Below are 25,476 nucleotides of genomic sequence, written 5' to 3' on the forward strand. Positions count from 1 at the left end.
ATGGCGCGAGCCTACCAGCAGGCTTCCACGTTTTCCCGCTGGTTTCTGCTTCAATCAGCTGGCTAAGCCCGGGCCGTCCTGCGCCCCTTCAAGGAGAACCCATGCTGCGTCGTCTGCGTATCCAAGCCCGCCTCTGGCTGGCTTTCGGCATCATCCTCGTGATGACGGCGCTGCTGGTGGGCTTGGGCGGCTTTGGACTGAAGGTATCGCAGCGGGCCATCCAGGGCATCACGCAGAAGCTGATCCCGGCCTCCAACATCACCATGGCCGCGCGCAGCCAGCTGCTGCAGAGCAAGGCCGCGACGTCGACACTGGTGGCCTCCATCTTCAACAAGGAAGGCACCGCGCGCGCCCGCAAGGAGTGGGACGCCGCCCAGGCCGGGCTGGACAAGGCGATGGACGATTTCGGCGCCATCTCGACCGAGGAGAAGGGCAAGGTGGCGCTGGCCAAGTTCCGCGTGCTGATGGCCGACTACCGCAAGGCCGTGCTGCCCGTGGCCGACAAGCTCGGCGCCGATGGCTTTGCCGATGCCCAGAGTGCCTTCGAGGAGATGAAGGCCGCCGACGCCGCCTATGAGCCGGCGATCACCATGCTCAACAACATCGAGGGCGACCTGAAGAAGCGGGGCGACGACGTCTTCGCCCAGGTCGACAGTTTGGTCAGCAACGTTTTCCTCGGCTTCATCGTCGCCTTCGTCGTCTGCGTCGTCGTCGGTGGCGCGTTGGCGATGCTCATCTCACGCTCCATCATCGGCCCGCTGATGGCGGCCAAGCGCTTTGCAGAGCGCATGGCGGGCGGCGACCTGTCGCGCGCGCCCGAAGTGCGCGGCAACGATGAGTCCGCCGAGATGATGCAGGCCCTGGCTGCCATGCAGGAGTCGCTGTCCGGCATCGTTGGGCAGGTGCGCGAATCGGCCGAGAGCATCCAGGTCGCCTCCAGCGAAGTGGCCAGCGGCAACATGGACCTGTCGCAGCGCACCGAGCAGACGGCATCCAACCTGCAGCAGGCCTCCAGCGCCATGACGCAGCTGACCGGCACCGTCAGCCAGAGCGCCGACTCGGCGATGACGGCCAAGCAGCTCGCCGGCGCCGCTGCCGAGACCGCAGGCCGCGGCGGTGCGGTCGTGTCGCGCGTCGTCAGCACCATGGGCGAGATCAACGCGGCCAGCCGCAAGATCAGCGACATCATCGGCACCATCGACGGCATCGCCTTCCAGACCAACATCTTGGCGTTGAACGCTGCCGTGGAAGCGGCGCGTGCCGGCGAACAGGGCCGCGGCTTCGCGGTGGTCGCCGGCGAGGTGCGTTCGTTGGCGCAGCGCTCGGCCGAAGCCGCACGTGAGATCAAGGGCCTCATCGGGGCCAGCGTCGAGCGCGTCGAGGCTGGCACCCAGCTCGTCAACGACGCCGGCACGACGATGACCGACATCGTCGGCTCGGTGCAGCGCGTGACCGACATCATTGGCGAGATCAGCGCCGCGGCCGTCGAGCAGAGCCAGGGCCTGCGCCAGGTCAACGGCACTGTGACCGAGCTGGACCAGATGACGCAGCAGAACGCTGCGCTGGTCGAGGAATCTGCCGCGGCGGCTCAGTCGCTGAAGGAGCAGGCGGTGCGGCTGGCGGGGCTGGTGAGTAGCTTCAAGTTGAGCTGAGCCGCTGCCCGGTCTCCGTCAGTCCGCGGCTCAGGCTTTCAGCTGCCTCCGATAGGTGGCACCGGCCACGCATGCAAGCAGGCCCGCCAGCCACAGCGCGGCGGCTTGCGGCTCGGGCACGCTGCTGACATAGGCCTGCGTGTAGTCGAAGCCGGTGGCTGTGCTGACGGCGCTGAAGTGGGTCAGCGCCTGCTGGTTGGCATCGACGGCTGAGACGATGCCGCCCCAGGACAGCGTGCTGCCGAACTGCGCCTGGCCCGCGCCTGACACGGAACCGGATGCACCGGCGAGGATCTGGGCACCGCTGCCCGCGTCCACGGTGCCGGATATGCCGAGGTAAAGCCGCTCTCCCACGCGCGCGTTGAAGCTGAACAATCGATCACCTGGCGTGGCGTTGCCATCGCGCGTGGCATCGCCCCCGCCGCGGCTTTCGGTCTCGTAGCCCTCCCAGCGCACGGCGTCGTCCTGCCCAAGCAGTGAAAAGCTTGCACGCCATCCGGCCGTGCCGCCGCCGCCCAGCCCCTCGGCGCCCACGCCCACTGTCTCGGTAGCGATGGCGCCGGACACGTTGAAGCGCACGGTGAGGGTGACCAGGCTGCCCAGTGGTGCCAGCGTGCTGCCGAACACGAAATCGTCCGTGAACCCGCCCGTCGCGTAGCCGCTGCTGTAAATGAGCGCCGGGCCCGGTGAGGCGATGGATGAACTCGTCGCGACCAAGTGCACACCCGCCGTCTCGACCCTGGCGGCGGCGACGGCACTCGTGCCTACCAGGGCCGTACCGCCGCGGTTGGAAGCGACGACGCTGACAGGCTGTGAATCGGCTGCGCTCTGCGCGGTTGGCGAATCGACGATGCGCACTTCGGCAAAACCGCCATAGCTGGCGGCGCTGGCCGGCGCGCTGAAGGCGGCACTGGTGGCGATGACCATCGCCACCCGGCGAAGTGTGCCGGGGCGACCCGGGAGTTCGAGCTTCATACGTTTCCCCTGGAATCCAGCATCGCAATGTCTGCGCCGCGAACTGGCGGGCGTATCCCTGGAGTAGGCGTTGACGCGAGCGGCTAACCGTGCCGCACAGCGAGCGCGTGGGTGCTGACGAGCGCGTTCATGTTTGCCAGTGCGACCACCTCGCCGATCACCAGCAGGGCCGGGCTGGCGAGCTGCTCGCGCTCGATCGTGGCGGCCAGGTGAGCGAGGGTAGTGAGCGCGTGCCGCTGCCGCGAGGTGTGAGCGGCGGAGACGACCGCGGCCGGCATGTCGCCGCGCATGCCGCCCTCGCGCAGCGCCGCCACGATGGCTTCGCAGCGCGCCACGCCCATGTAGATCACCAACGTCAGCCGGCTCTTCGCTAGCGCCGCCCAGTCAGGCGCCACGCCCGCTTCGCCGTTGTGGCCGGTGACCAGGGCGACACCAGGCGAGCACCGCCGGTCCGTGACCGGGATGCCGACGGCGGCCGGGCCGGCGATGCCGCTGGTGAGACCTGACACCACTTCCACTTGCAGGCCCGCTTCGCGCAGTGCGTCGACCTCCTCGCCGCCGCGGCCGAAGACGAACGGGTCGCCGCCCTTGAGCCGCACGACGCGGTGGCCGGCGCGGGCCTCCTTGATCATCAGCGCGTGGATGAAGTGCTGGTCTGTCGAGACGCAGCCACCACGCTTGCCGACGCGCAGCAGCCGGCCCTTGACGAGCGCCAGCACGCGCGGGTCGATAAGGTCATCGGCCAGCACCACATCGGCGCCTTCGATGCGCTTGAGGGCGCGAACGGTCAGCAGCTCCGGGTCGCCGGGACCGGCGCCCACGAGCGCAACTGGCGCCCCTCGGCCGCCGAGTACGTCGACCGATCCCCCGAGGGGATGAGGGCCGGCTTGGGAGCGGCCCGGCGCTCGGCCCTCCGAATCAACTTGGGTGCTCATGCGGGAACCTCTTCAGGGGTGGTGGCGACGAGGCGGCGCAGTGCCGGCAGGCAGGAGCCGCATTGCGTGCCGCAGCGCTTCTCGGCCTGCAGCTGCGCCAGGCGCTCGGCCGGGCTGCCAACGCAGCGCGCGAGCGTCAGGCGGATGACGTCTTCGCGCACGTCGAAGCAGTTGCAGACCTGCGGGCTGGCGGCGACGGTGTTGGTGGGTGGCGCGCCGGGCGACAGCAGCCAGCGGCCGACGGTGCTTGCTGCCGTGCGCTCGCGCCACAGGTCGACGAGCCAGGCGCCTTCCTCATGCTGGCCGACGCGCAGCAGAGCCTGCAGCGGCGCGGCCTGCAGGTCGTCGCCATCCAGATTGAGCAGGCGCAGCCGGCCGCGCTGCGCATCGGCATAGCGCAGCACGTGGGCGCCAGACAGGCCGAGTGCCTCAGCCAGTTGGTCGACCAGCTCGGCGGCGGGCGCCTCGGCGCAGGCGGCCTCGAAGGCCCAGCCGACCAGGCCGGTCTTGGTCGGCTCGGGCAGGCATTGCGCGTAGCCAAAGCGCGGCATCAATGCGCGCAGTTGCTCGCGCAGCGCAGCGCCTTGGCCCGGCGCCACCCAGGCGCAGCCGCTGAGGCGCCAGGGCAGGGTGGCCGACTCAATCGCGACGGCGCTGAACTTCAGCTCCGGTTGCTTGGAGTCGGGGCAGAAGGCGCCTTGCGTGACGGCATTGACGCCGTGTTGCGCGCCGATGAACTCGTCGCCCCAGTGCATCGCGATGTCGGCGCCGGCCAAGGGCACGTTCTCGTCGAGCTTGAGCGGCAGCACGACCTCGCCGCGGCGCGAACGCACATGCACGAGTTCGCCCTCGGCCAGCTTGCGGCGCGCGGCGTCGCTGGGGTGCAGGCGCACCAGCGGCCGGCCTTCGTGGGCGAACAGGTTGGGCACACTGCCGCTGCGGCTCATGCCATGCCACTGGTCGCGCATGCGGCCGGTGGTCAGCGCGAACGGGCGCTTTGGGGATGCGACCTCCGCCGTCGGCTGGTAGGCCTTGGTGATGAAGCGGGCGCGGCCGTTGGCAGTGGCGAAGCGGCCGTCGGTATACAGGCGCGCGGTGGGCCCGCTGACAAAGGGCCACTGCTGCGGGCCTTCGGTCTCCAGCGTGACCCAGGACAGGCCGGTGATATCCAGGTCGCGGCCGCGGGTGGCCGCGCGGTGCTCGTTCCACAAGTCTTCGGGGCCGTTGGCGACGATGCGTGGCGCGCGGGCCAGGCCGGCGTCGATCAGCGCGGCGATGTCGCGCACGATGCGCCAGTCGGCACGCGACTCGGCGGCGGCAGGCACGGCCGCGCGCACGCGGCTGATGCGGCGCTCGCTGTTGGTGACGGTGCCTTCCTTCTCGCCCCAGGTGGCGGCCGGCAACAGGTAGTCGGCGTACCTGGCGGTGGCCGTGTGGGCAAAGGCCTCCTGCAGGATGACCAGCTCGCAGCGCTCCAACGCTTGGCGCACGGTGGCTTGGTCGGGCATGGACTGGGCGGGGTTGGTGCAGGCAATCCACAGCGCCTTGATCTCGCCCCGCGCAGCGGCTTCGAACATCTCGACGGCGGTATGCCCGCGCTTGGCTGGCAGACCGGGTACGCCCCACAGCGCCTCGATCTCGGCCCAGTGCTCGGCCTTGCCCGGGTCACGGTGGCCGGGCAACAGCGTCGCCATGCCGCCGCTCTCGCGGCCGCCCATGGCGTTGGGCTGGCCCGTCAGCGAGAAGGGGCCGGCGCCGGGCTTGCCGATCTGGCCGGTGGCCAGGTGCAGGTTGATCAGCGCCGTGTTCTTGGCGGTGCCGCGGCTGCTCTGGTTCAGCCCCTGGCAGTAGAGGCTGAGCGAGGAGGGCGAGGTGGCGAACCACTCGGCAGCCTGCCAGATGTCGGCTTCCTGCACGCCGCAGACCTGCGCCGCGCGCGACGGTGCCCAGTCGCGCACCAGCTCTTTCAGCGCGTCGAAGCCTTCGGTGGACGCGGCGATGAAGTCGCCCGCCGTCCAGCCCTGCCAGATGACGGCGTGCAGCAGGCCGTGGCACAGGGCCACATCGGTGCCGGCGCGGATCTGCAGATGCAGGTCGGCGAGTTCGGCCGTCTCGGTGCGGCGCGGGTCGATGACGATCAGCTTGTGGCCCGGCTTGTTCGCGCGCGCCGCTTCGAGGCGGCGGAACAGGATCGGGTGGGCCCAGGCCGGGTTGGCGCCGCTGATCAGCACGCAGTCGGCCAGCTCGATGTCCTCGTAGCTGCAGGGCGGCGCATCGGCGCCCAGCGCCTGCTTGTAGCCGACGACGGCCGAGCTCATGCACAGCCGCGAGTTGGAGTCGATGTGGGGCGTGCCGATGACGGCGCGGGCCAGCTTGTTGAAGGCGTGATAGTCCTCGGTCAGCAACTGGCCGGAGATGTAGACGCCAATCGATTCCGGCCCGTGTTCGGCGCGGATGGCCAGCAGCTTGTCGGCAATCTCGCGGTTGGCCTGGTCCCAGCTGACGACCTCAGGCTGAGCGCCGAGCTCGGCGCGCCGCTGCGGCTCACGCAGGCGCTGGTGCTGTATGACGACCGGCGTGGCGGTCAGGTGCAGGTTGGTGCCCTTGGTGCAGAGCCGGCCGAAGTTGGCCGGGTGATCAGGGTCGCCGCGCACGCCGGTGATCTGGGTGTCATCGTGTTCGATCACAACACCACAGCCGACGCCGCAGTACGGACATGTGGATTTCGTTTCGCGCATGGTCATACCCGCCCTCGGCTGTGGAGCCCCTCGCTTGGCGAGGGGATGAGAGGGGAGTGCTGCATGTCACCGCAACGCGGATCGCGCTTCAGCGCGTATCCGCGGCCGACGCCACAGTAGGGGCGGGTGGACTTTGTCTCGTTCATGTTCTTTTAAGGCGGGCTGTCTCCAGCGTCAAGCCACCGCAATCGGAATCTTTGGGCCGGCTACCGGGGCGACCAAGTCCAGCGCCAGTGTGTCCAGCTCGACCTGAAGCAGGAAAACCTCCCCGCCATCGAGCTTCACGCGGAAGCTTGGCGTGCAGCCCTCGTCGGGCTCGCGGGCACAGCCGTCGGTCAGGCCGATGGTCCAGTTATGCAGCGGGCAGGCCACGCTCTTGCCGAAGACGATGCCCTGGCTCAGCGGGCCGCCCTTGTGCGGGCAGCGGTCCAGCAGCGCGAAGACCTCGTCGTCGGCGTTGCGGAACACGGCCACGTCGACGCCGGCAGGGCGCTGCACCCGGCGGGAGCCCAGCACCGGGATGTCCTGCAGTGCACAGATGCGGGTCCAGTCGTCCATGCTCGTCACCCCACTTGGCGGGCGAACTGCCCGGTCACGGTTTCCATCACGGCGAGCAGGTTCTCGCTCGCCACGAACACGTCGCTGGCCGCCTTCGGGCCCTGGCTTTCGCCGGCCAGCGCGGCCTGCAGGAAGACCCACTGGCTCTGGGCCAGCGCCAAGTTGGACAGGATGGCCGGCGAGCCTTCGGCCGCCGTCTTCAGCACACCCATGGCGGCCACGAATTCGGTGCGGGCCTTGGCGGCCTCGCGGCGCACCAGGTCGGGCCGCGCGCCTTGCTGGTCGGCCAGATAGAACAGGGCCAGGCGCTGGGACAGCATGCGCTGGCGGCCCGACACGTTGACCAGCCTTGCCGTGGCGCCATCCGAGCGTTCCTGCAATTGGCCGGTGGCGACATGGGCCAGGTTCAGCACCGCGCCGGAGGTCCGCAGCAGCTCGTCGACGCGCTCACGGCTCGGCGGGCTCTGCAGCAGCGCGCGGTAGTCGCCAAAGCGATGCTGCAGCGCGCGGTAGCTGCCGGCGATCTCGGGCGTGGGTGCATAGGCCAGCAGCTCGCCGAGCTGTCGCTCGAATCGGGCCTCGCTGGCCTTCAGCACGGTGCGGGCGCGCTCCGCCAGCTCGGGGCGCGACAAGCCCAGCCAAGCCTTGCCCATGCGCTGGCTCAACATGCGCTGGGCGCCGGCCTTGTCGATGGCTTCGCCGAGTTGGTGGATGCGGCCTTGCGCGATGGCCGGACCTTCTGTGAGGCTGGCCAGGCCGGCAAGCAGGATGACGCGCCGGTTCAGCATCAGGCGCTCACCTTGTCGAACTGGCGCAGGTCCACATGGGCCTTGTCGAAGTCGAACCAGGGATCGGGCTCGCCGTCCAGGCTGAACTGCAACTGCGCCCACAGCGCGCGGCGGTTGTCGGCGTCTTCGAGGATCTTCTTCTTGACGTGATCGAGGCCGACACGCGCGACGTAATGCACGGTGCGCTCCAGATACCAGCCCTCCAGGCGATACAGCTGCAGGAAGGCGCCGCTGTACTCCAGCACCTCCTCGGGGGTCTTGAGCTTGCAGAAGAACTCCGCCACCTCGGTCTTGATGCCGCCGTTGCCAGCGACATAGATCTCCCAGCCCGAGTCAACGCCGATGACGCCGACGTCCTTGATGCCGGCCTCCGCGCAGTTCCGCGGGCAGCCCGACACGGCGATCTTGACCTTGTGCGGCGCGTACATGCGCCACAACGCGCGCTCCAGGTCCTTGCCCATCTGCGTGCTGTCCTGCGTGCCGAAGCGGCACCACTCACTGCCCACGCAGGTCTTCACCGTTCGCAGCGCCTTGGCATAGGCATGGCCCGAGGGCATGCCGATGTCTTTCCAGACGTTGACGAGGTCTTCCTTCTTGACGCCCAGCAGGTCGATGCGCTGGCCACCGGTGACCTTGACGGTGGGGATCTGGTACTTGTCGACCGCGTCGGCGATGCGGCGCAGTTCACTCGACGTCGTCTCGCCGCCCCACATGCGCGGGATGACCGAGTAGCGGCCGTCCTTCTGGATGTTGGCGTGCGAGCGCTCGTTGATGTAGCGGCTCTGCGGGTCGTCGATGGCCTCCTTGGGCCAGGTGCTGATCAGGTAGTAGTTGACGGCCGGGCGGCAGGTGGCGCAGCCGTTGGGCGTCTTCCAGTCCAGCGCGCGGAAGACCTCTTCCTTGGTCAGCAGATGGGCCTTGGCGATGACGTCGCGGGCGTCCTGGTGGCTGGCGTCGGTGCAGCCACAGATCGCCTTCTTCTTCGGGCTGGCCGAGTAGTCGCCACCGGCCGTGAACATGATCAGCTGCTCGACCAGGCCGGTGCAGCTGCCGCAGCTTGCACTCGCCTTGGTGTGCTTGCGTACCTCGTCCAGCGTGAACAGGCCCTTGTCGCGGATGGCCTTGCAGATGCTGCCCTTGCTGACGCCGTTGCAGCCGCAGACCTCGTCGGTGTCGGCCATGCTCGCTGCGCGGCTGACGCCCTGGTGGCCGACGTCGCCGATGTTGGCGCCCGCCTCGCCGAACATCAGCTTGTCGCGGATATCGGCGATCTTGCGGCCCTCGCGCAGCAGCTTGAAGTACCAGCCGCCGTCCACCGTGTCGCCATACAGGCAGGCGCCGACGAGCTGGTCGTCCTGGATGACGAGCTTCTTGTAGACGCCAGCGAAGGGGTCGCTCATGACGATCTCTTCGGTGCCCGCGCCGCCGGTGAAGTTGCCGGCGCTGAAGAGGTCGATGCCCGTCACCTTGAGCTTGGTGCTGACCGACGAGCCCAGGTAGCGGCCGATGCCGAACTGGGCCAGGTGCGTGGCGCAGACCTTGCCCTGCTCGAACAGCGGCGCGACCAGGCCATAGGCGATGCCGCGGTGGGCGGCGCATTCGCCGACCGAGTAGATGCGCGGGTCGGTCACGGTCTGCATCGTGTCGGTGACGACGATGCCGCGGCTGCAGTGCAGGCCGGCCTTCTCTGCCAACGCCGTGTTCGGGCGGATGCCGGCGGCCATGACGACCAGGTCGGCCGGCACTTCGATGGACTGGCCGTTCTTGTCCTTCAGCTGGATGGCCCGCACGCGACCGGCTTCGTTGCCCAGCAGCGCCTGCGTCTGCGCGCCGAGCATGAAGCTCAGGCCGCGGTCGACCAGCGACTTGCGCAGCAGGTCGCCGGCAACGCCGTCGAGCTGGCGCTCCATCAGCGTGTCGACCAGGTGGACGACGGTCACCTGCATGCCGCGCAGCATCAGGCCGTTAGCAGCCTCCAGGCCGAGCAGGCCGCCGCCGATGACGACGGCGTGCTTGTACTTGGTGGCCGCGTCGATCATCGCGTTGGTGTCGGCGATGTCGCGGTAGGCGATGACGCCATCCAGGTCCTTGCCCGGCACCGGCAGCACGAAGGGATTCGAGCCGGTGGCGATCAGCAGGCGGTCGTACTCGGCCACGGTGCCATCGGCCGCGATGACGCGGCGGCGCACGCGGTCGATCTCGGTGACCGTCTTGCCCAGGTGCAGCGTGATGCCGTTCTCCTCATACCAGGAGAGCGGGTTGAGGATGATCTCGTCGACGGTCTGCTCGCCGGCCAGCACCGGCGACAGCAGGATGCGGTTGTAGTTCGGGTGCGGCTCGGCGCCGAACACCGTGATGTCGTAGAGATCCGGCGTGATCTTCAGCAGCTCTTCGAGCGTGCGGACACCGGCCATGCCGTTGCCCACCATCACGAGCTTCATCTTCTTCATGCCGAACCTCTCAACTGCAAAGCTGGTCTGCCCTTTGCTTTGCAAGGCATGTGCCAGCGATGAAGCTGGCCCTCAGCCCTGCCGCAGCGTGCAAAACGACAAGCGGCGCCCCACGCCGAAGCGATTGCGAGCCCGGTGCGGGTGCACTCACCCTCAAATTGCACCAACACCGGGCGACTGCCCGTTGGTGATCCACTCACGCCCATGCGCTTCGAACTCGACACCGGCCTGTCCAGCCTGCAGGGCAAGCGCCCTCGCAATGAAGACTTCGCCGGCGTGCAGGCGCCCGCCGCGCACGAGGCTGAGCGTGGCTGGGTCGCGGCGCTGGCCGATGGCGTGAGTGGTGGAGAGAGCTCGGGCGGGGAAGGCTTGATGGCGGCGCAGACCTCGGTCATGAGCCTGCTGCGCGACTTCCATGCGGTACCGGCCGACTGGGACACCAGCGTGGCGTTGGACCGCCTGCTCGGCCACCAGAACGCCTGGCTGGCCGCGCACAACCGCCGGCCCGGCACCGACGGCCAGCCCCGCGAGGCGCTGACGACTTTGACGGCCGTTGCGCTGCGTGGCCGCCGCTATGCGCTAGCCCATGTCGGCGACAGCCGCGCCTGGCTGCTGCGCGATGGCCAATGCCTGCTGCTGACCCAGGACCACCGCATGGAGCGCCGCGATTTCGCCGGCCTGACGCGCGCCCTGGGCCTGGACGACGCGCTGCGCCTGGACCACAGCGCCGGTGAACTCAAGGTGGGCGACCGCCTGCTGCTGACCAGCGACGGCGTGCACGGTTCCCTGCGCAGCCGCCAGATCGGCGACCTGTTGCGCACGACGCCCGGCGCCCAGGCGGCGGCTGACGCGCTGACTGCCGCTGCGCTGGCCGCCGGCAGTCACGACAACGCGACCGCCCTGGTGCTGGACATCAAGGACCTGGCCGACCCCGGCCTGGCCGATCTCGCGGCGCTGGGCCGCACGTTGCCCAGCCCGGGGGCACTTGGTGTCGGCGCCACGCTGGACGGCTACCAGGTCACGGCCGTCGTGGCCGACAACGGCGTGCACCGCCTGCTGCAGGCGCGCGAACTGGCCAGTGGCCGCCTCGTTGCGCTGAAGATGCTGCGCCCCGGCCGCGCCGACGACCCGGAGGAGCGGGCCATGCTGGCGCATGAGATCTGGCTCGGCCTGCGCCTGGCCGAGGCGCCGCGCCACCGCCGCCGCGGTGGTGAAAGCGGCTTCGTGCGCGTCCATCCGCCGGCCGATGGTGCGACCCATTTCTATGCCGTGTTCGACTGGCATGCCGGCCACACGCTGGAGCAGCTGCTGGCCAGGGGGCTGCTGGACAGCTCCCAAGCCGCGGCCCTTGGCAGCGCGGTGGCGCGCTCATTGAGCCTGCTGCATGCGGCCGGTGTCGTGCACCGCGACATCAAGCCGGCCAACCTGCACTTCGGCGACGACGGCCAGTGGCGCGTGCTGGACCTCGGCGTGGCCCTGAGCGCGCGCGCGCCAGCGGCGTCGCGCGAGCTGCATGCCGGCACGCCCAGCTACATCAACCCCGAGCAATGGCAGGACCCGCCGGTGCACGCCGATGCCGGTTCCGACCTGTTCGCGCTGGGGGTGACGCTCTACCAGGCGCTGACCGGCCGCCTGCCCTTCGGCGAGATCGAGCCCTACCAGCTGGCCCGCTACAAGCGTGAGCCGGCCAGCGTCAGCCGGCTGCAGCCCAGCGTGCCGATGCCGCTCGACCGTCTCGTCATGCGGGCCGTCGCCCGCGAGGCCAGGGCCCGCTTCGAGACGGCGGATGAATTGCTGCTGGCGCTGGAGCGACTTGCGGCGCGCGACCAGCCGGCGTCGACCCGCCCGGCCCGGCCGCCGCGCGAGGTGTTGACAGGCTGGCAGATCGCGCTGGCGGTCTCGGTGCTCTTCAACCTGCTGCTGATGGGCTGGTTGATGTTCCTGCCCCGCTGATCAGCGCAACATCGGGCCGCGGTCGACGACCACCAGTTCGACGTCGAAGCGGCACGAGCCGTTCACCTTGGCCGTGCTGAATGTCACCGTGCCTGCGGCACGGCCCGTCGAGCCCCGCACTTCCAAACGGGTGATGTTGAATTCGCCGCCGGTTGTGGGCACGGTGTCGCCCTGAACGTCGATCTGCGAGCGCCAGCCGGCGTCCTTGGACAGCGCATACCTGCCGGGCTTGGTGACATCGATCGTCTTCAGCTCGACGCTGTTCGGGCCGCCATCGCTTTCGTCCATCGTCAGCAAACGGAACATCGACAGGTAGCCATTCACATCGCGCTTGCCGAGGCTGTTGGTATGGAAGTCGGCGAAGGACTCGCTGACGACGACGGGGCGGCCGTTGAACTGGCAATCGACGGCGGCCTGGGCGCCAGCGGCGAGGGTGAGGAAGGAAAAGGCGAGGGCGGTTCTCATGGCCGCAGTGTGCCGGCCCATCTTGCCGCCCCATGTCCCCCGCGCGAGGGGCAGGCACCGCTCAGACGCGCTGGTAGTTCACCGGCTCGGCGTCCTGCGCGCCGGCTGTCGCCGGGCGGGCGCGGCCACCCTTCTCGGCCCAGGTGCGGGTCCAGCGGATCTGCACGACGCGCAGCATCACCAGCATCACCAGCGCCAGCACGGCAAAGATCACGAAGCCCCAGAAATAGCTGCCGGTGTGCTGCAGGCTCTGGCCCATCGCATTGGGCAGGAAACCGCCGCCCAGCGCGCCGATCTCACCGATCATCGAACCGGCCACCGCGGTCGTCACCGGCCAGCGCAGCGGCACCAGCTGGAAGAGGGCGCCGTTGCCGGCGCCGAAGGCGGCAAAGCACAGCATGAAGAGCAGGGTAGTCAGCACCAGCGACTCGCCGGCCAGGCCGCAGGCCAGCAGCGAGCCCGCCACCAGCACCAGCACGCCGGTCAGCGTGTTGACGCCGCCGATGCGGTCGGACAGTGCACCCCCGGCGATGCGCACGGCCGAGCCCATCAGCGTGGCCAGCATGGTCAGCTGGCCGGCCTCGATCTTGGTGACCTTGAACTGGTCGTAGTAATAGGTGGGCAGGAAGCTGGCGAGGCCGATGAAGCCGCCGAAGCTGACGATGTAGATCAGGCTGAAGGCCCAGCCGTCCTTCTCGAACAGGCAGCTGACATGCTCGCGCAGGCTCTGGTGCTCGCGGTCAGGCGGCTCCTTGGCGGCGATCCACATCACCGCCATCGGCAGCAGCATGGTCAGCGCGGCCAGGCCGTAGACGGCCTGCCAGCCGAACTTGGCGGCCAGTGGTGGCGCGAACAGCACGGCCAGCACGGTGCCCGAGTTGCCGGCACCGGCGATGCCCATGGCCAGACCCTTGTAGCGCGGCGGGTACCAACCCGAACCCAGGCTCAGTGCCACGCCGAAGCTGGCGCCGGCAATGCCCAGCAGCACGCCCATGGCCAGCACCGAGTCATAGCTGTCGACGAAGACAAAGCCGAAGCCCAGCGCCGCGACGATCAGGCTCATCTCCACCATCGCCGCGTTCTTGCGGCCGATGTACTGGGCCAGCACGCCCAGCGGGAAGCGCATGAGTGCGCCGGCCAGGATGGGCACCGAGATCATGAAGCCCTTCTGCGCCGGGGTCAGCGCGAAGGTCTCGCTGATGAAGGGCGCCATCGCGCCGTTCAGCACCCAGATGGCGAAGCAGAAGTCGAAATACAGGAACGCTGCCAGCAAGGTGGGCCAGTGGCCGGCGCGTTTGAAGTTCTGGAAGGCGGACATCGTGGGCTCGATCATGCAACGGCAACTGCAAGCGCCCACGTCCACCCACCGGTCGCGTGCCAGGGCGGCAGGGCGGCGCAGCGGGTGTGTGCGCGCACCATTGCGCGCACCGTCCCCGATACTTGCAAGCCCCATGCCCACTCAACGGCGAGCTGGCTGGCCTGTTTCTTGCGCCTTTTTGGGGCGTGATGTCTGAGCCTATGTCCGATACCGCTTCCGCCTCTGCATTGCCACTGCTGTTATGCAGCCCCGAAACGCCCCCGCAGGCCGCCGCCTTGCAGGTCCAGGGCTGGTCCGTGCGCACCATTTCTGAGCTTGCCGCGCCCGCCGATGGGCCGGCGTTGGGCCTGCTGTCATGCCCGGACCGCACCGCCTTGGCGCAGTTCGCGCACTCCGAGCGGGCCTTTGGCCTGCCGGTGGTGCTGCTGTCGCCGCCGCCGTCGCAGGAAGAGCGCCGGGCGCTGCTGGCCCGCGGCGTCGTTCAATGGCTGCCGGCCGACATCGACGCCGCCGTGCTGGCCGAGGCTCTGCTTTGGGCCCGCGACCTGGCCGCCCAGCAGCAGCAGCGTGAAAGCGCCGCGCAGGCCAAGCTGGATGAACGCAAGTGGACCGAGCGCGCCAAGGGCCTGCTGATGCAGGCGCGCGGCATCGACGAAGCGGCCGCCTTCGCGCTGCTGCGCAACACCGCGATGCAGACCCAGTCCAAGCTGCCCGAGGTGGCGCGCGGTGTCGTGCACACGTCCGAACTCGCCGAAGCGCTGGAGCGCGCCGGCGCCCAGCGCATGCTGAGTCAGCGCCTCGTCAAGCTGCAGGCCCTGCGCCAGTGGCCCAAGCTGGCGCCGCCCGAGAAGCGCGAGGCTCAGGCGCTGCTGGACGCATCGGCCGAGCGCGTGGCAGGCAACCTGGCGCGGCTGGGCGAGCTGTTGCGCAATGACCTGGTCGAGGAATTGAATGCCGTGTCCGCCGCCTGGGCCCAGCTTGACGCAGCGCTCGCCACCCGCCAGCCCGACCTGGCCCGCAGCGACCGTGCCGCGCAGCGCCTGCTGGAGAGCAGCGAGACGCTGGTGGCCCGCCTGTCCGAGCGCGCCGGGCAGCGGCCGGTCGCCCTGCTGGCGCAGGTCACCCGCTTGCGGCTGCTGAGCCAGCGGCTGGCCAAGGAAGGTTTGCTCGCCCAGGTCATGCCTGGTCATGACGCGAGCGGCCTCGCAGCGGGTCTGGATGAGTTCATCAAGGCCTATGGCGAAGTGCGCGCCGCACCGCTCGCCGGGCCTGCGCTGCAACCGGCGTTTGCGGCGGTGGACGAGGCCTGGCTGGTGCTGCTGCGCGGGCTGCGCGTGGAGCAGGGTGACGCGGTGCAGCGCATGCATCAGGGCAGCGAGCGGCTGCTGCAAGCGTTGGAGGCGTTGATCCAGGCGTTGCAGGGGTCGTTGCAGTTGATCTTGGGGTGATCTTTGGTCGTGCGTTGGCGAACCGCGTGCCTGCTCGGTGCATTGCCGGGGGTCCGTCCCGGCGGCCGGGTAACTTTCTTCTGCGGGGCCAGAAGAAAGTCACCAAAGAAGAGGCCCTGAACCGCACACCAGCACCACATGCACGAGCTTGACCTTGTCACCAGCGCCATTCACCACATCACATGCCCGCTCAACGCGCGGCTGCACGCCGTGCTCACGAGGAAAGCAAAAGCAGCGTCGCTCGGGCGACGCGACCAACGCGCAACCCCAGTGGCGTCGCCCCAGCGACGCGGTATTCCCTGAATAGCCCGGCGTGCAGCCGGCGTTAACCGGCGTGAAGGGGCGATGCGTGGTGCTCGCCATAGGGACAGCAGCGAGAGCGCAGCGGGTCGCGTCTGCCCGCAATGCCAGTGACTGTTTTCGCGCGCCGCTGACGGCGGCGCCGCGGTCGCGTGCGGTTGAGCGCCTCTTCTTTGGTGACTTTCTTCTGGCGCCGCAGAAGAAAGTTACCCGCCCGCCGGGGCGGATTCCCGGCAACTCGGCACCGAGTCGAAAGGACAACCGCAAAAGCATCCAGCCGACCAACAACGGCATGATGCGCTCCATGCCCAACCCTCAACAGCTCCGCGGCACCGGTCGCCTCGCGACGGAAGCCGTCACCGGCGTGACCAACCTGGTCGAGGCCATGCATGCCGAGATCACGCGCCTGCCGCTGACCAGGCACCGTGAACGCACGGCCGGCATCACCGGCCTCGTCTACCGCAGCGTGCGCGGCGTGACCCGGTTGGTGGGCGGCGGGCTGGACATCGCGCTGAATGCCTTGACGCCGCTGCTCGGGCAGGCCAAGCCCCCAAGCGCCAACGCCACGCTGGCCGCGCTGAACGGTGTGCTGGGCGACTACCTTGAACAAACGGCGAACCCGCTGGCCACGTCGATGAGCCTGCATCCTCTGGTCGACGGCGCCACCGGCCCGCCCCTCGTCATGCTGCACGGCCTGTGCATGAACGAGGCGCAATGGCGGCGTGACGGTGCCGACTTCCCCGCTGCCCTGGCGCGACTCGGCTACCAGCCGCTGGGCCTGCGCTACAACAGCGGCCGATCGATCTGGAAGAACGGCGCCGAACTGGCCAGGTGGCTGGACGAGGTGCCCGGCCCGTTGACGCTGCTTGGCCACAGCATGGGCGGCCTGGTCATTCGCAGCGCCATCGCGCAGGCGGGCCGGCGGCGCTGGCGCAAGCGTCTGCAATGCCTGGTCACGCTGGGCACGCCCCACCAGGGCGCGCCGCTGGAGCGCGGCGGTCAGCAGGTGCAGCAGTTGCTGGCCTTCAGTGCCTATTCGCGCCCGCTGGCCGGCCTGGCCGCCAGGCGCAGTGCCGGCATCCGCGACCTGCGCCACGCCAGCCTGCTCGAAGAGGATGCCGGCAAGGCCAGCCCCTTGCCGCTGCCCGAGGGCGTCGCCTGCTATGCCATCGCGGCCACCACGTCGAAGAAGGCCAGCGGCTCACCAGCGCGCTGGCTGGGCGATGGCCTCGTGCCGGTGGCCAGTGCGCTGGGCCAGCACCGCTCGCCGGCGCGCCGCCTGGCTTTCACCGACACGGCTCTGTTCACCGGTCTCGGCCACATGGGCCTGCAGACCGATGCAGCCGTGCTGCAGCAACTGCAAGACTGGTTGAGCCTATGCGACTGATCCCGCGCCTGTTGATGAGCCTGGCGCTGCCACTGGCCCTGTCCGTGCCCGCGCAGACGTTGACCTTCCTCGAAGTGCTCGACCGGCCCGACCGGCCGCAGCCGGACCAGCGATTGGCCTACGGCGACGCGCCGCAGCAGTTCGGCGAGCTGTGGTTGCCCAAGGGCGAGGGCCCGCATCCGGTGGTGCTGATGATCCATGGCGGCTGCTGGCAGGCCAGCCTGCCGGGGCCGGAGCTGCTGGCCTTTCAGGCCGATGCGCTGCGCGCCGCGGGTGTGGCCGTGTGGAGCATCAGCTACCGCCGCGTGGGCCACCCGGGTGGCGGCTATCCCGGCACCTTCGACGACGTGGCACGCGGTGCGGACCGGTTGCACACCCTCGCTCGCCGCTATCCGCTGGACCTGAAGCGCCTCGTCGCCACCGGCCACTCCGCGGGCGGCCACTTGGCGCTGTGGGCTGCCGCCCGGCCGCGCATCGCCGCAGCCAGCCCGCTGAAGGCCGCGGCGCCGCTGCCCATCCCCGCGGTGGTGGCCGTCGCCGGCATCCCGGACCTGGCCCAGGCGTCGCAACGCAAGCTTTGCGGCACCTCCGTGGATCAACTGCTGGGCAGCGCGCCGACGCCCGCGCTGCTGCAGGACACCTCGCCACTGGCCCTGCTGCCGCTGCGGTTGCCGCAGACGCTGATGCAGGGAACGCAGGACCGCATCGTGCCGCCTGCTGCCAGCGACGACTACCGCGCCCGCGCCACCGCGCTGGGCGACACGGTGGAGGTCGTCAACCTCGAAGGAGCAGGCCACTTCGAACTCATCGCGCCCTGGACGCCGGCCGGTCAGGAGGTGGTGGCGCGCATCGTCAGGGCGGTGCGCTGACGGCCCTGTCAATACCAGTTGCGGCGCCTTCACAATGCCGCTCGCTGGCCATCAACACCTTGCCGCCATGACGCTCTCTCCGATTAAGCCTCCGCCCCGCCCTCGGCCGGCCGCCCTGCTGGACCTGACGCCCGACTGGCTGCTGTGGGTCGCCGACAACCGGCTCTGGGAATGCGCGCCGGCCTCCATGCTCGACACCATGATCGCCGCCGGCCAGGACCCGGAGCGCAGCGCAGCGGCCATTGCCCACATCGAGCAGGACCCGGTCTTCCAGGCCGCCCGCCGCCACCAGCAGATGCTGCGCAAGCTGGAGTCGGTCTGCAACAACCTGCAGCAGGTGTGGCAGGCGGCGCCCGGTTATGCCGTGGTCGAGAAGCGCCGCGGTGTCGGGCGCGACGAGTTCCTGGAGCGCTATGTCTGGGGCTGCCGGCCGGTCGTGCTGACCGACGTGGCCGAGGACTGGCCGGCCATGGGCCGCTGGTCGCCCGCCGACCTGCGCGAGCGCTTCGGCCACCTCGACGTCGATGTGCAGGTCGGCCGCAACACCGACGCGCTGTTCGAGCAGAACAAGGAAAAGCTGCGCCAGCGCATGAAGGTGGCCGAGTTCGTCGACCTCGTCGTCAGCGGCGGCGCCACCAACGACCATTACCTGACGGCCAACGACGAGATGCTGCGCCGGCCCGAGTTCATGCCGCTGCTGGCCGACATCGGCCGCATGCCGCCCATCTGCGACCCGGCCCTGCTGCACACCGCCGCATCGTTCTGGTTCGGCCCGGCCGGCACGCGCACGCCGCTGCATCACGACACGCTGATGCTGTTCCACACGCAGGTCGTCGGCCGCAAGCGCTGGCGCTTCGTGTCGCCGCTGCAGACGCCGCTGCTCTACAACCGCATGGGCGTCTACAGCCCCATCGACCTGGATGCACCGGACTTTGACCGCTACCCGCGGCTGCGCGAGGCCGTCGTGCTGGAGACCGTGCTGGAGCCCGGCGACACGCTGTTCCTGCCGCTGGGCTGGTGGCACCAGGTGTCGTCGCTGGAGATGAGCATGTCCTTCTCGTACACCAACTTCGACGCCGGCGTGCCCAACGAGTTCAGCTACGTGAACCCGACCATCGGCAACTGGTAGCGCGGCGGCGCGCGGGGCTCAGGGGCGCCCCGAGCGAGGAAAGTTGCACGCATCCTTTTCGTTCCAATGGCAACGGTAGTGCTGCGAGGCACCGGCGGCCAACCTAGACTCGGCCAGCGCAGCTGCCCACCGCATCGGGGGCGCGCAACAGACGGGTTATGGCGCAAGGAAACATTCGAACGGGCCGGTCTCGCATAGCAAGCAGGGCGATGCGATCCGCCGTGCGGCTGGCGGCTGCCCTGTTGGCCGGATGCGCGGCCTTTGGCACGCCGGCCGTCGCCCGGGCCCAGTCGGTCGCGGCAGCAAGTGCGGCCTCGGCTCCCGGGGCCCAGGCGAGCGCCCCGGACATCGACGAACTGAAGGCCAGGATCGCCGCCGACGACCGCAGGCGGCCCCTCGCTTCGATCACGCTGGCCCAACAGGCGCTCGCCGCAGCGGGGCTCACGCCCGCGGATCGCCATTGGCTGCGTACGCGCCTGGTGCGCGACCTGAGCCGCCTGGAACAGACCGACGAGGCCGTTGCCCAGGCCGGCATCGGCCGGCAGCAGGCGCGCGACGAGTCGGAGCGCTTGCATTTCGACCGGCTGGCAATGGCAGCGCTGCTGGACGCGCGCCGGCATGACGAACTGCTCAAACGCTACCAGGGCGTCGCGCTCCGGCTGCCGGCACTGGCTGGGGACGAGGCGAATGCCGACGCGCGCCTGCTCGCGGCGGACATCTGGCGGCTTGCCGGCATGGCAGCCTTGGGCCTAGGCCGGTTGCCCGAAGCGACGGAACTGTCGACGCGGGCGCTGCGCATCCTCGACGAGCGCCCCGACGCCGTCTTCGAGTTCTCCCAGACGCTGACCGCCATCGCCCTGGTGCATTCGCGTTCGGGTCGCGTCGACGAAGCGTTGCGCACGGTGCAACGCGCGATCGACGCATCAGAGGCCGCGGGAGAGCGCTCCGTCCTGTCCGGCTACTACCTGCGCAAGGGCCATTTTCTCGGCCTGCTCGGACGCACCGACGAACAGCGCGAGGCGCTGCTCAAGGCCCGGGCCGCGGCGCAGGACGAGCTGAGGCCCTACAACCTCGCCGTCGCAGCGACCAATCTGGCCGATGTCGCGCTTCAGAAGAAGGACTACCGCGCCGCGCTGGGCCATGCCGAGGAAGCCATTCCGCTCGTTGAACGCAGCGGCGACAAGGAGTCGCTATGGGTGTGCTGGGTCAACAAGGGCATTGCCCTGAACCGGCTTGGGCAGCCCGGCGGCATCGAATGGATCAGCAATGCCATCGCCGCCTTTGCGGCAACACCGGGCATGGCCGCGAACGCGGCGGACATCCAGGGCCTGCTGGCCGAGGAACTCGCCTTCGCCCACGACTACCCGCGGGCCTACGAGGCGGCGTTGCAGTTCAAACGCCTGAGCGACGAGGTTCGCAAGGCGGCCGACCACAAGCGCATTGCCGAGGCGCAGGCCGCCTACGAGGCCGACAAGCAGCAGCGCCAGATCGAAGCGTTGGAGCACGAGCGGCAGTACCGGCAGCGCTTCCACTGGGTGCTGGTCCTGGCCGCCGTGATGGGGCTGGCGGCGGCCGTTGTCGCGGCCATCAGCCGCCATCACGTCAAGCGCGCCTACCGGGCGATGCGCGACATGGCGTTCTCAGACCCGCTGACCGGCTTGCGCAACCGTCGCCACCTGGTCAGCAGCGTGCAGGACGACCTGGCGCAAGCGCGGCGCCTGCTCGCCAACGCGGGTGGCGCGCCTGCCAACGCCGACGTCGTCTTCCTGATGATCGACGTCGACCACTTCAAGGCCGTCAACGACATGCACGGACACGCGGCCGGCGATGCTGTGCTCAGGCAGTGCGCCACCGTGCTGCAACGACAGCTGCGCGAGTCGGACACCCTCGTGCGCTGGGGTGGCGAGGAGTTCCTCGTTTTCGCCCGCCAGACCAACGCCGGCGAGATCCACGTGCTGGCCGAGCGGCTGCGCGCCAGCATCGCCGCCCACGGCTTCGTGCTGGACGACGGCCAGGTGCTGCGCAAGACCTGCTCCATCGGCTACGCCTGCCACCCCCTGCAACAGCACGCTGAGGGCAGCGCGCCGGTGGACTGGAACGACACCGTGGCGCTTGCCGACCAATGTCTGTACGTCGCCAAGGCCAGCGGCCGCGACGTCTGGGTCGGCGTCACCGCCTCGGAGGCGCGTAAAGCCCCCGAGCACGTCGAAACCCGGGAATTGCGGGCTGGCGTCGAGGCCGGCATCTGGACGCTGCGCTGCAGTGACGGGCGCGAGATCGTTTGGCCCGCATCCTGAAGCGCGGGTTGGCGCAGTTCTAGGAGCTGGCGCGCGCGGTCAACGACCTCCCGGCTCATGTCGCCCGCTTGACGCGGCCCCTCGGCTCGGCGCCGCACAATCGTTTGACAGACCGACCAGGAGACCTGCCATGCCCGAGACCCACTACCGCATCTGCCCGCTGTGCGAGGCCTGCTGCGGGCTTGAGGTCAAGACCGAAGGCACCAAGGTCATCAGCATCCGCGGTGCGGACAACGACGTCTTCAGCCACGGCTATCTGTGCCCCAAGGGCGTGTCGCTGAAGGACCTCCACGAGGACCCCGACCGCTTGCGCACCCCGCTGATCAGGCGCGACGGCCAGTTCGTGCCGGCCAGCTGGGACGAGGCTTTTGCCGAGATCGAGAAACGGCTGTTGCCCATCTGGCGCGAGCAGGGGCCAGACTCGGTCGGGCTGACCATCGGCAACCCGGCCGCGCACAAGGTCAGCCTGCTGGCCTACACGCCCCGCCTCGTGCGCGCGCTCGGCACGCGCAATGCGTTCAGCGCGTCGACGCTGGACCAGATGCCCAAGCAGCTCAGCGCCGGCCTGATGTTCGGCCACTGGCTGAGCATCCCGCTGCCCGACATCGAGCGCTGCGACTACCTCTTCATGCTGGGCGCCAACCCCATGGTCAGCAACGGCAGCCTGTGGACGGTGCCCGACTACCGCGGCAAGGCCAAAGCCATGCGGGCGCGCGGCGGGCGCATCGTCGTCGTCGACCCGCGCCGCAGCGAGACGGCCGCGCAGGCCGACGAGCACCTGGCCATCCGCCCCGGTGGTGATGCGCTGCTGCTGGCCGGCATTGCGCACACGCTGTTCGACGAAGGCCTGGTCAAGCTCGGCCGCCTGGCCGACCATGTCAACGGCCTGGACGAGGCGCGCGCCGCGCTGGCGGCCTTCGCGCCCGAGGTGACGGCCGCCGGCTGCGGCATCCCGGCTGACACCCAGCGCCGCATCGCCCGCGAGATCGCGGCCGCGCCGCGCGCCGCCGTCTATGGCCGCATCGGCACCTGCACGACGCGCTTCGGCACGGTCAACTCCTGGCTGGTCGACCTCATCAATGCGCTGACCGGCAACCTCGACCGCGAAGGCGGCGCGATGTTCGCCAAGGCCGCCGCCTTCGCGCCCAACACCCAGGGCAAGCCGGGCAGCGGCAAGGGCGTCACGACGGGGCGCCGGCACAGCCGCGTGTCCAACGCCCCCGAGGTCTTCGGCGAGCTGCCCATCACCGTGATGGCCGAGGAGATGGAAACGCCGGGCGCGGGCCAGATCAAGGCGCTGATCACGATCGCCAGCAACCCGGTGCTGTCCGCGCCCAACGGCCCGCGCATCGCCCAGGCGCTGGAAGGCCTGGACTTCATGCTCAGCATGGACATCTATGTCAACGAGACCAGCCGCCATGCCGACGTCATCCTGCCGGGGCTGTCGCCGCTGCAGGACCTGCATTTCGACGTCGCCTTCCCGCAGCTCAGCCACCGCAACCATGCGCGCTTCAGCGGCCCGGTGTTCGACGCACCGGCCGGCACGCCGCAGGAATGGCAAACCATCCTGCGGCTGTGCGCGCTGCTTGAAGGCCGCGGCCTCGGCGTGGACGTGCAGCAGCTCGATGACGACGCCATCGAGTCCGACGTGAGGCGCTTTGCGGGCGACAACACGCCGGCCTTGCTGGCTGCGCTGCAACCCTGGCGCGGCCCCGAGCGCCTCATCGACCTGCAACTGCGCGTCGGCCCGTATGGCGACCAGTTCGGCGCCAAGCCCACGGGCCTCAACCTCGCCAAGGTCAAGGCGGCGAGCACGGTGGAGGGCGGCGGCATCGATCTCGGCGCGCTGGCCGCACGCATCCCTGAGGTGCTGCGCACGCCCAGCGGCAAGATCGAGCTGGCGCCGCCCGCCGTGCTGGCGGACCTGGCCCAGGTGAAGACTGCGGCCGCACCCGCGTTCAGCCTGATCGGCCGGCGCGATGTGCGCTCGGGCAACAGCTGGATGCACAACCTGCCCATCCTGGCCAAGGGACCGGACCGCTGCACGCTCCTGGTCCACCCCGAGGACGCCGAGCGTCTGGGCCTGACGGAGTTCGCGCGGGTGAAGAGTGCGGTGGGCGAGCTGGTCGCACGCGTCGAGCGCAGCGCCGACATGAGCCTCGGCGTGGTGAGCCTGCCGCATGGCTGGGGGCATGACCTGGACGGCGTGCTCCTCGGCGTGGCGCGCGAGCGGCCCGGCGTCAACATGAACGCGCTGCTGGATGACGCGGCGCGCGATCCGTTGAGCGGCAACGCGGTGCTGAGCGGCGTGGCCGTGGAGATCGCGCCGGCCTGACGCCGGTAGAGGGCCGGGCGCCGCGGTGCGGCACCGATGTCCGCTCGCAGACGACCCGGCTAACGCACCAGCTCAACGCATCCGGTCGGTCTCCAGCGCGATGCGGTCCACCGAGCCGTCGACATTGCGATACAGGCGCAGACGGCGCAGGCCATCGGGGCTGATCAGCAGCTCGGCGTTCTCGGCACGCCAGGTTTCCAGCGGGCTTTCGTCGACGCTGACGCCCAGCCGGCGCACGCCGACATGGACCTTGAGCGTGCGGCCGTCGTCGAGCAGGTATTCGCCTTGTGCGCCGCGCAGCATGACGCGGTCGGCCACGGCGGGCACGGTGGGTTCCTGGGCACTCGCGGGCGCGGTGAGCGTCAGGGTTGCGAGCAGAGCGGCCGTCAGGGTGAGGGGTCGCAGATTCGTCCAGGCATTCATGGTGAGGTACTCCTTAGGTTCCCCGAGGCCAGTCGCCTCGGCATTTCCACTAGTGCAAACCCCATGCCAGCTTGAAATCCTCGCCAAACGGCCTCTTTGAGCTGTGGGCTGCCCCACCCGAGGGCCTGGACGCCCCGCGTCGCGCCGAATTTGGGAACCCGTGCCTCGCAATGGCGCGGCTGCCACAACAATGGCCCCAGGGCACAACCGCCCCAAGGTTCACCATGCAGCCACGACCCAAGTTCGCCATCGACGCCACCGCCCCCCGTTTCGGCGCCCGCGTCGGGAAGATCGTGCTGTTCATCGTCGTGGCGCCGCTGCTCGTCGCCTGTGCCGGCAAATCGCGGCTGCTACACCCGCCCGCCGACACCGGGCCGATGCTGGACTGGCGCGCCGAAGCGACCGACGGCGTCAGGCTCGGCGTGCAGCGCGTGATCGTGCGCAACGATGCGGCCAGCTGGGTGCGCGAGGCCGATTGGGACGAGTACGCGCTGACGGTCCGCAACGACGGCGGCGCGCCGGTCGAGCTGCGCGGCATCGAACTCGTCAACGACGTCCTCGGGCCTGTGAGCCACACCACGGCCGTGGATCAGCTCAAGAGCGAGACCACCCGCAACGTCGAGACCATGAAGACCGCCGGACGCATCGTCATGATCGGCTCGACCGGCGTCGTGGCCGGCGTGGTGGTGCTGGCCACCGCGGCGGGCTACACCTTGATGGCGCCCCTGCTGCCCCTCGCCTTGATCGTCGGCGGGGTTTCGGCCTACCGCAGCCAGAGTCTCGCCAACGCCGAGGCGCAGGTGATCGACTATGAAATCAAGCGCCGCGGCTTCCAGCTGCCGGCGCGGGTTGAGGCCGGCAGCGAACTGCGGCGCAGCGCCTTCTTCCCGGTCACGCCGGCGCCACAGCGCCTGCGCCTGCGCTACGCCGTGGGTGCCGAGCAGCGCGAACTCCAACTCGTGCTGCCGGCGCTGGCGGGCCTGCATATGGCGCCGGCCCAGAAGTAGCGCCTGGGGCGCTCAGGCGTCCTTGACCATCAGGTACTTCACGATGCCATGCGGGAACACCGCATGCTCGTGCGCGACCCGGTAGCCCAGCGACTGGTAGAGCCACGGCGCCTGGAAGCTCAAGGTCTCGAGATAGAAGTAGGAGCACCCGTGGCTTCTCCCGTGGGCCTCGAAGGCCCGCACCAGCCCGGCACCGATGCCCTGGCGGCGGCTCGACGGCGCGACCCAGAGCTGCTGCAGCTCGCAGCAGCCACCCCAGCGGCGGCCGATGGCGCCACCGACGACCTGGCCCGCTGCATCTCGTGCGAAGCATGACAAGGGCCTCACCTCGTGAAGCGGCGCCGCGGCTTCATTGGCTTCGCCGAGTCCCTTGTCGACCAGCGCTGCTTCCGCCGGGGGAAGGCTGTCGTGGAGACTGATGGAGACAGGGGCCATGCGCATTCCTCTGC

General features: G+C 69.6%; 20 protein-coding genes. 9 read left to right on the forward strand and 11 right to left on the reverse strand.

Annotated elements, in window-relative coordinates; translation table 11 throughout:
- Nucleotides 1-101 precede the first annotated feature (101 nt).
- The gene (locus tag ASC81_RS02075) at nt 102-1,652 is read left to right on the forward strand and encodes a methyl-accepting chemotaxis protein (RefSeq protein ID WP_056262076.1); all 1,551 of its coding nucleotides are present in this window, start codon (nt 102-104) and stop codon (nt 1,650-1,652) included.
- Nucleotides 1,653-1,682: 30 nt separating this feature from the next.
- Here the strand turns inward: ASC81_RS02075 and ASC81_RS02080 are convergent, their stop codons facing one another.
- The 6 genes from ASC81_RS02080 to nirB form a co-directional block, all read right to left on the reverse strand.
- Nucleotides 1,683-2,627 (reverse strand): hypothetical protein, encoded by a 945-nt coding sequence (locus ASC81_RS02080; RefSeq protein WP_156391666.1) that lies wholly within the window; start codon nt 2,625-2,627, stop codon nt 1,683-1,685.
- Nucleotides 2,628-2,710: 83 nt separating this feature from the next.
- Nucleotides 2,711-3,562: a uroporphyrinogen-III C-methyltransferase gene (cobA, locus tag ASC81_RS02085; protein ID WP_082536190.1), complete on the reverse strand. Its 852-nt coding sequence runs from the start codon at nt 3,560-3,562 to the stop codon at nt 2,711-2,713.
- Entirely contained in the window at nt 3,559-6,300 is a 2,742-nt protein-coding gene (locus tag ASC81_RS02090) for a nitrate reductase (protein WP_056262082.1), read from the reverse strand. Before ASC81_RS02090 ends, cobA begins: the two co-directional genes overlap by 4 nt.
- 174 nt (nt 6,301-6,474) lie before the next feature.
- Nucleotides 6,475-6,858 carry a nitrite reductase small subunit NirD gene (nirD, locus tag ASC81_RS02095; RefSeq protein ID WP_056262086.1) on the reverse strand — a complete coding sequence of 128 codons (384 nt, stop codon included), beginning with the start codon at nt 6,856-6,858 and terminating at the stop codon, nt 6,475-6,477.
- Between the two features lie 5 nt (nt 6,859-6,863).
- Nucleotides 6,864-7,646 carry a type IV pili methyl-accepting chemotaxis transducer N-terminal domain-containing protein gene (locus tag ASC81_RS02100; protein WP_056262089.1) on the reverse strand — a complete coding sequence of 261 codons (783 nt, stop codon included), beginning with the start codon at nt 7,644-7,646 and terminating at the stop codon, nt 6,864-6,866.
- Complete coding sequence (gene nirB / locus ASC81_RS02105) at nt 7,646-10,096, reverse strand: nitrite reductase large subunit NirB (RefSeq protein ID WP_056262091.1); 2,451 nt, start codon at nt 10,094-10,096, stop codon at nt 7,646-7,648. The genes ASC81_RS02100 and nirB overlap by 1 nt, the downstream gene beginning before the upstream one ends.
- 204 nt (nt 10,097-10,300) lie before the next feature.
- Between nirB and ASC81_RS02110 the strand changes: the two genes are divergently transcribed.
- A complete protein-coding gene (locus ASC81_RS02110) occupies nt 10,301-12,049 on the forward strand; it encodes a bifunctional protein-serine/threonine kinase/phosphatase (RefSeq protein WP_056262095.1) in 1,749 nt (582 codons plus the stop codon).
- Here ASC81_RS02110 and ASC81_RS02115 read toward each other — a convergent pair whose 3' ends face one another.
- Together ASC81_RS02115 and ASC81_RS02120 are read right to left on the reverse strand one after the other, a co-directional pair.
- Nucleotides 12,050-12,514: a hypothetical protein gene (locus ASC81_RS02115; RefSeq protein ID WP_056262096.1), complete on the reverse strand. Its 465-nt coding sequence runs from the start codon at nt 12,512-12,514 to the stop codon at nt 12,050-12,052.
- A gap of 61 nt (nt 12,515-12,575) precedes the next feature.
- Nucleotides 12,576-13,832 (reverse strand): nitrate/nitrite transporter, encoded by a 1,257-nt coding sequence (locus tag ASC81_RS02120; protein ID WP_056264168.1) that lies wholly within the window; start codon nt 13,830-13,832, stop codon nt 12,576-12,578.
- A gap of 296 nt (nt 13,833-14,128) precedes the next feature.
- Between ASC81_RS02120 and ASC81_RS02125 the strand changes: the two genes are divergently transcribed.
- Nucleotides 14,129-15,280, forward strand: coding sequence for an ANTAR domain-containing response regulator (locus ASC81_RS02125; protein WP_162245848.1), 1,152 nt, complete (start codon nt 14,129-14,131; stop codon nt 15,278-15,280).
- 99 nt (nt 15,281-15,379) lie between these two features.
- Here the strand turns inward: ASC81_RS02125 and ASC81_RS26855 are convergent, their stop codons facing one another.
- Nucleotides 15,380-15,886: a hypothetical protein gene (locus ASC81_RS26855; protein ID WP_156391668.1), complete on the reverse strand. Its 507-nt coding sequence runs from the start codon at nt 15,884-15,886 to the stop codon at nt 15,380-15,382.
- On the opposite strand from ASC81_RS26855, the gene ASC81_RS02130 reads away from it, so the two are divergent.
- The 5 genes from ASC81_RS02130 to ASC81_RS02150 all read left to right on the forward strand — a co-directional run bounded on the left by ASC81_RS02130 (nt 15,885) and on the right by ASC81_RS02150 (nt 23,597).
- Entirely contained in the window at nt 15,885-16,967 is a 1,083-nt protein-coding gene (locus tag ASC81_RS02130) for an alpha/beta hydrolase (RefSeq protein ID WP_235533545.1), read from the forward strand. The two genes, ASC81_RS26855 and ASC81_RS02130, sit on opposite strands and share 2 nt — an antisense overlap.
- Nucleotides 16,958-17,836 carry an alpha/beta hydrolase gene (locus ASC81_RS02135; RefSeq protein ID WP_200946669.1) on the forward strand — a complete coding sequence of 293 codons (879 nt, stop codon included), beginning with the start codon at nt 16,958-16,960 and terminating at the stop codon, nt 17,834-17,836. The genes ASC81_RS02130 and ASC81_RS02135 overlap by 10 nt, the downstream gene beginning before the upstream one ends.
- A 67-nt stretch (nt 17,837-17,903) precedes the next feature.
- The gene (locus ASC81_RS02140) at nt 17,904-18,965 is read left to right on the forward strand and encodes a cupin-like domain-containing protein (protein ID WP_056914108.1); all 1,062 of its coding nucleotides are present in this window, start codon (nt 17,904-17,906) and stop codon (nt 18,963-18,965) included.
- 209 nt (nt 18,966-19,174) lie between these two features.
- A complete protein-coding gene (locus ASC81_RS02145) occupies nt 19,175-21,262 on the forward strand; it encodes a GGDEF domain-containing protein (RefSeq protein WP_056262108.1) in 2,088 nt (695 codons plus the stop codon).
- 130 nt (nt 21,263-21,392) lie between these two features.
- Nucleotides 21,393-23,597: a molybdopterin-dependent oxidoreductase gene (locus tag ASC81_RS02150; RefSeq protein ID WP_056262111.1), complete on the forward strand. Its 2,205-nt coding sequence runs from the start codon at nt 21,393-21,395 to the stop codon at nt 23,595-23,597.
- A 72-nt stretch (nt 23,598-23,669) separates the two neighbouring features.
- Here ASC81_RS02150 and ASC81_RS02155 read toward each other — a convergent pair whose 3' ends face one another.
- The gene (locus tag ASC81_RS02155; RefSeq protein ID WP_056262113.1) at nt 23,670-24,020 is read right to left on the reverse strand and encodes a hypothetical protein; all 351 of its coding nucleotides are present in this window, start codon (nt 24,018-24,020) and stop codon (nt 23,670-23,672) included.
- Nucleotides 24,021-24,244: 224 nt separating this feature from the next.
- On the opposite strand from ASC81_RS02155, the gene ASC81_RS02160 reads away from it, so the two are divergent.
- The gene (locus ASC81_RS02160) at nt 24,245-25,027 is read left to right on the forward strand and encodes a hypothetical protein (protein ID WP_056262115.1); all 783 of its coding nucleotides are present in this window, start codon (nt 24,245-24,247) and stop codon (nt 25,025-25,027) included.
- Nucleotides 25,028-25,039: 12 nt separating this feature from the next.
- Here the strand turns inward: ASC81_RS02160 and ASC81_RS02165 are convergent, their stop codons facing one another.
- Entirely contained in the window at nt 25,040-25,462 is a 423-nt protein-coding gene (locus ASC81_RS02165) for a GNAT family N-acetyltransferase (protein WP_082536307.1), read from the reverse strand.
- Nucleotides 25,463-25,476: the final 14 nt, after the last annotated feature.

The sequence above is a fragment of the Pelomonas sp. Root405 genome (assembly GCF_001425165.1).
Classification (GTDB): Bacteria; Pseudomonadota; Gammaproteobacteria; order Burkholderiales; family Burkholderiaceae_C; genus Pelomonas.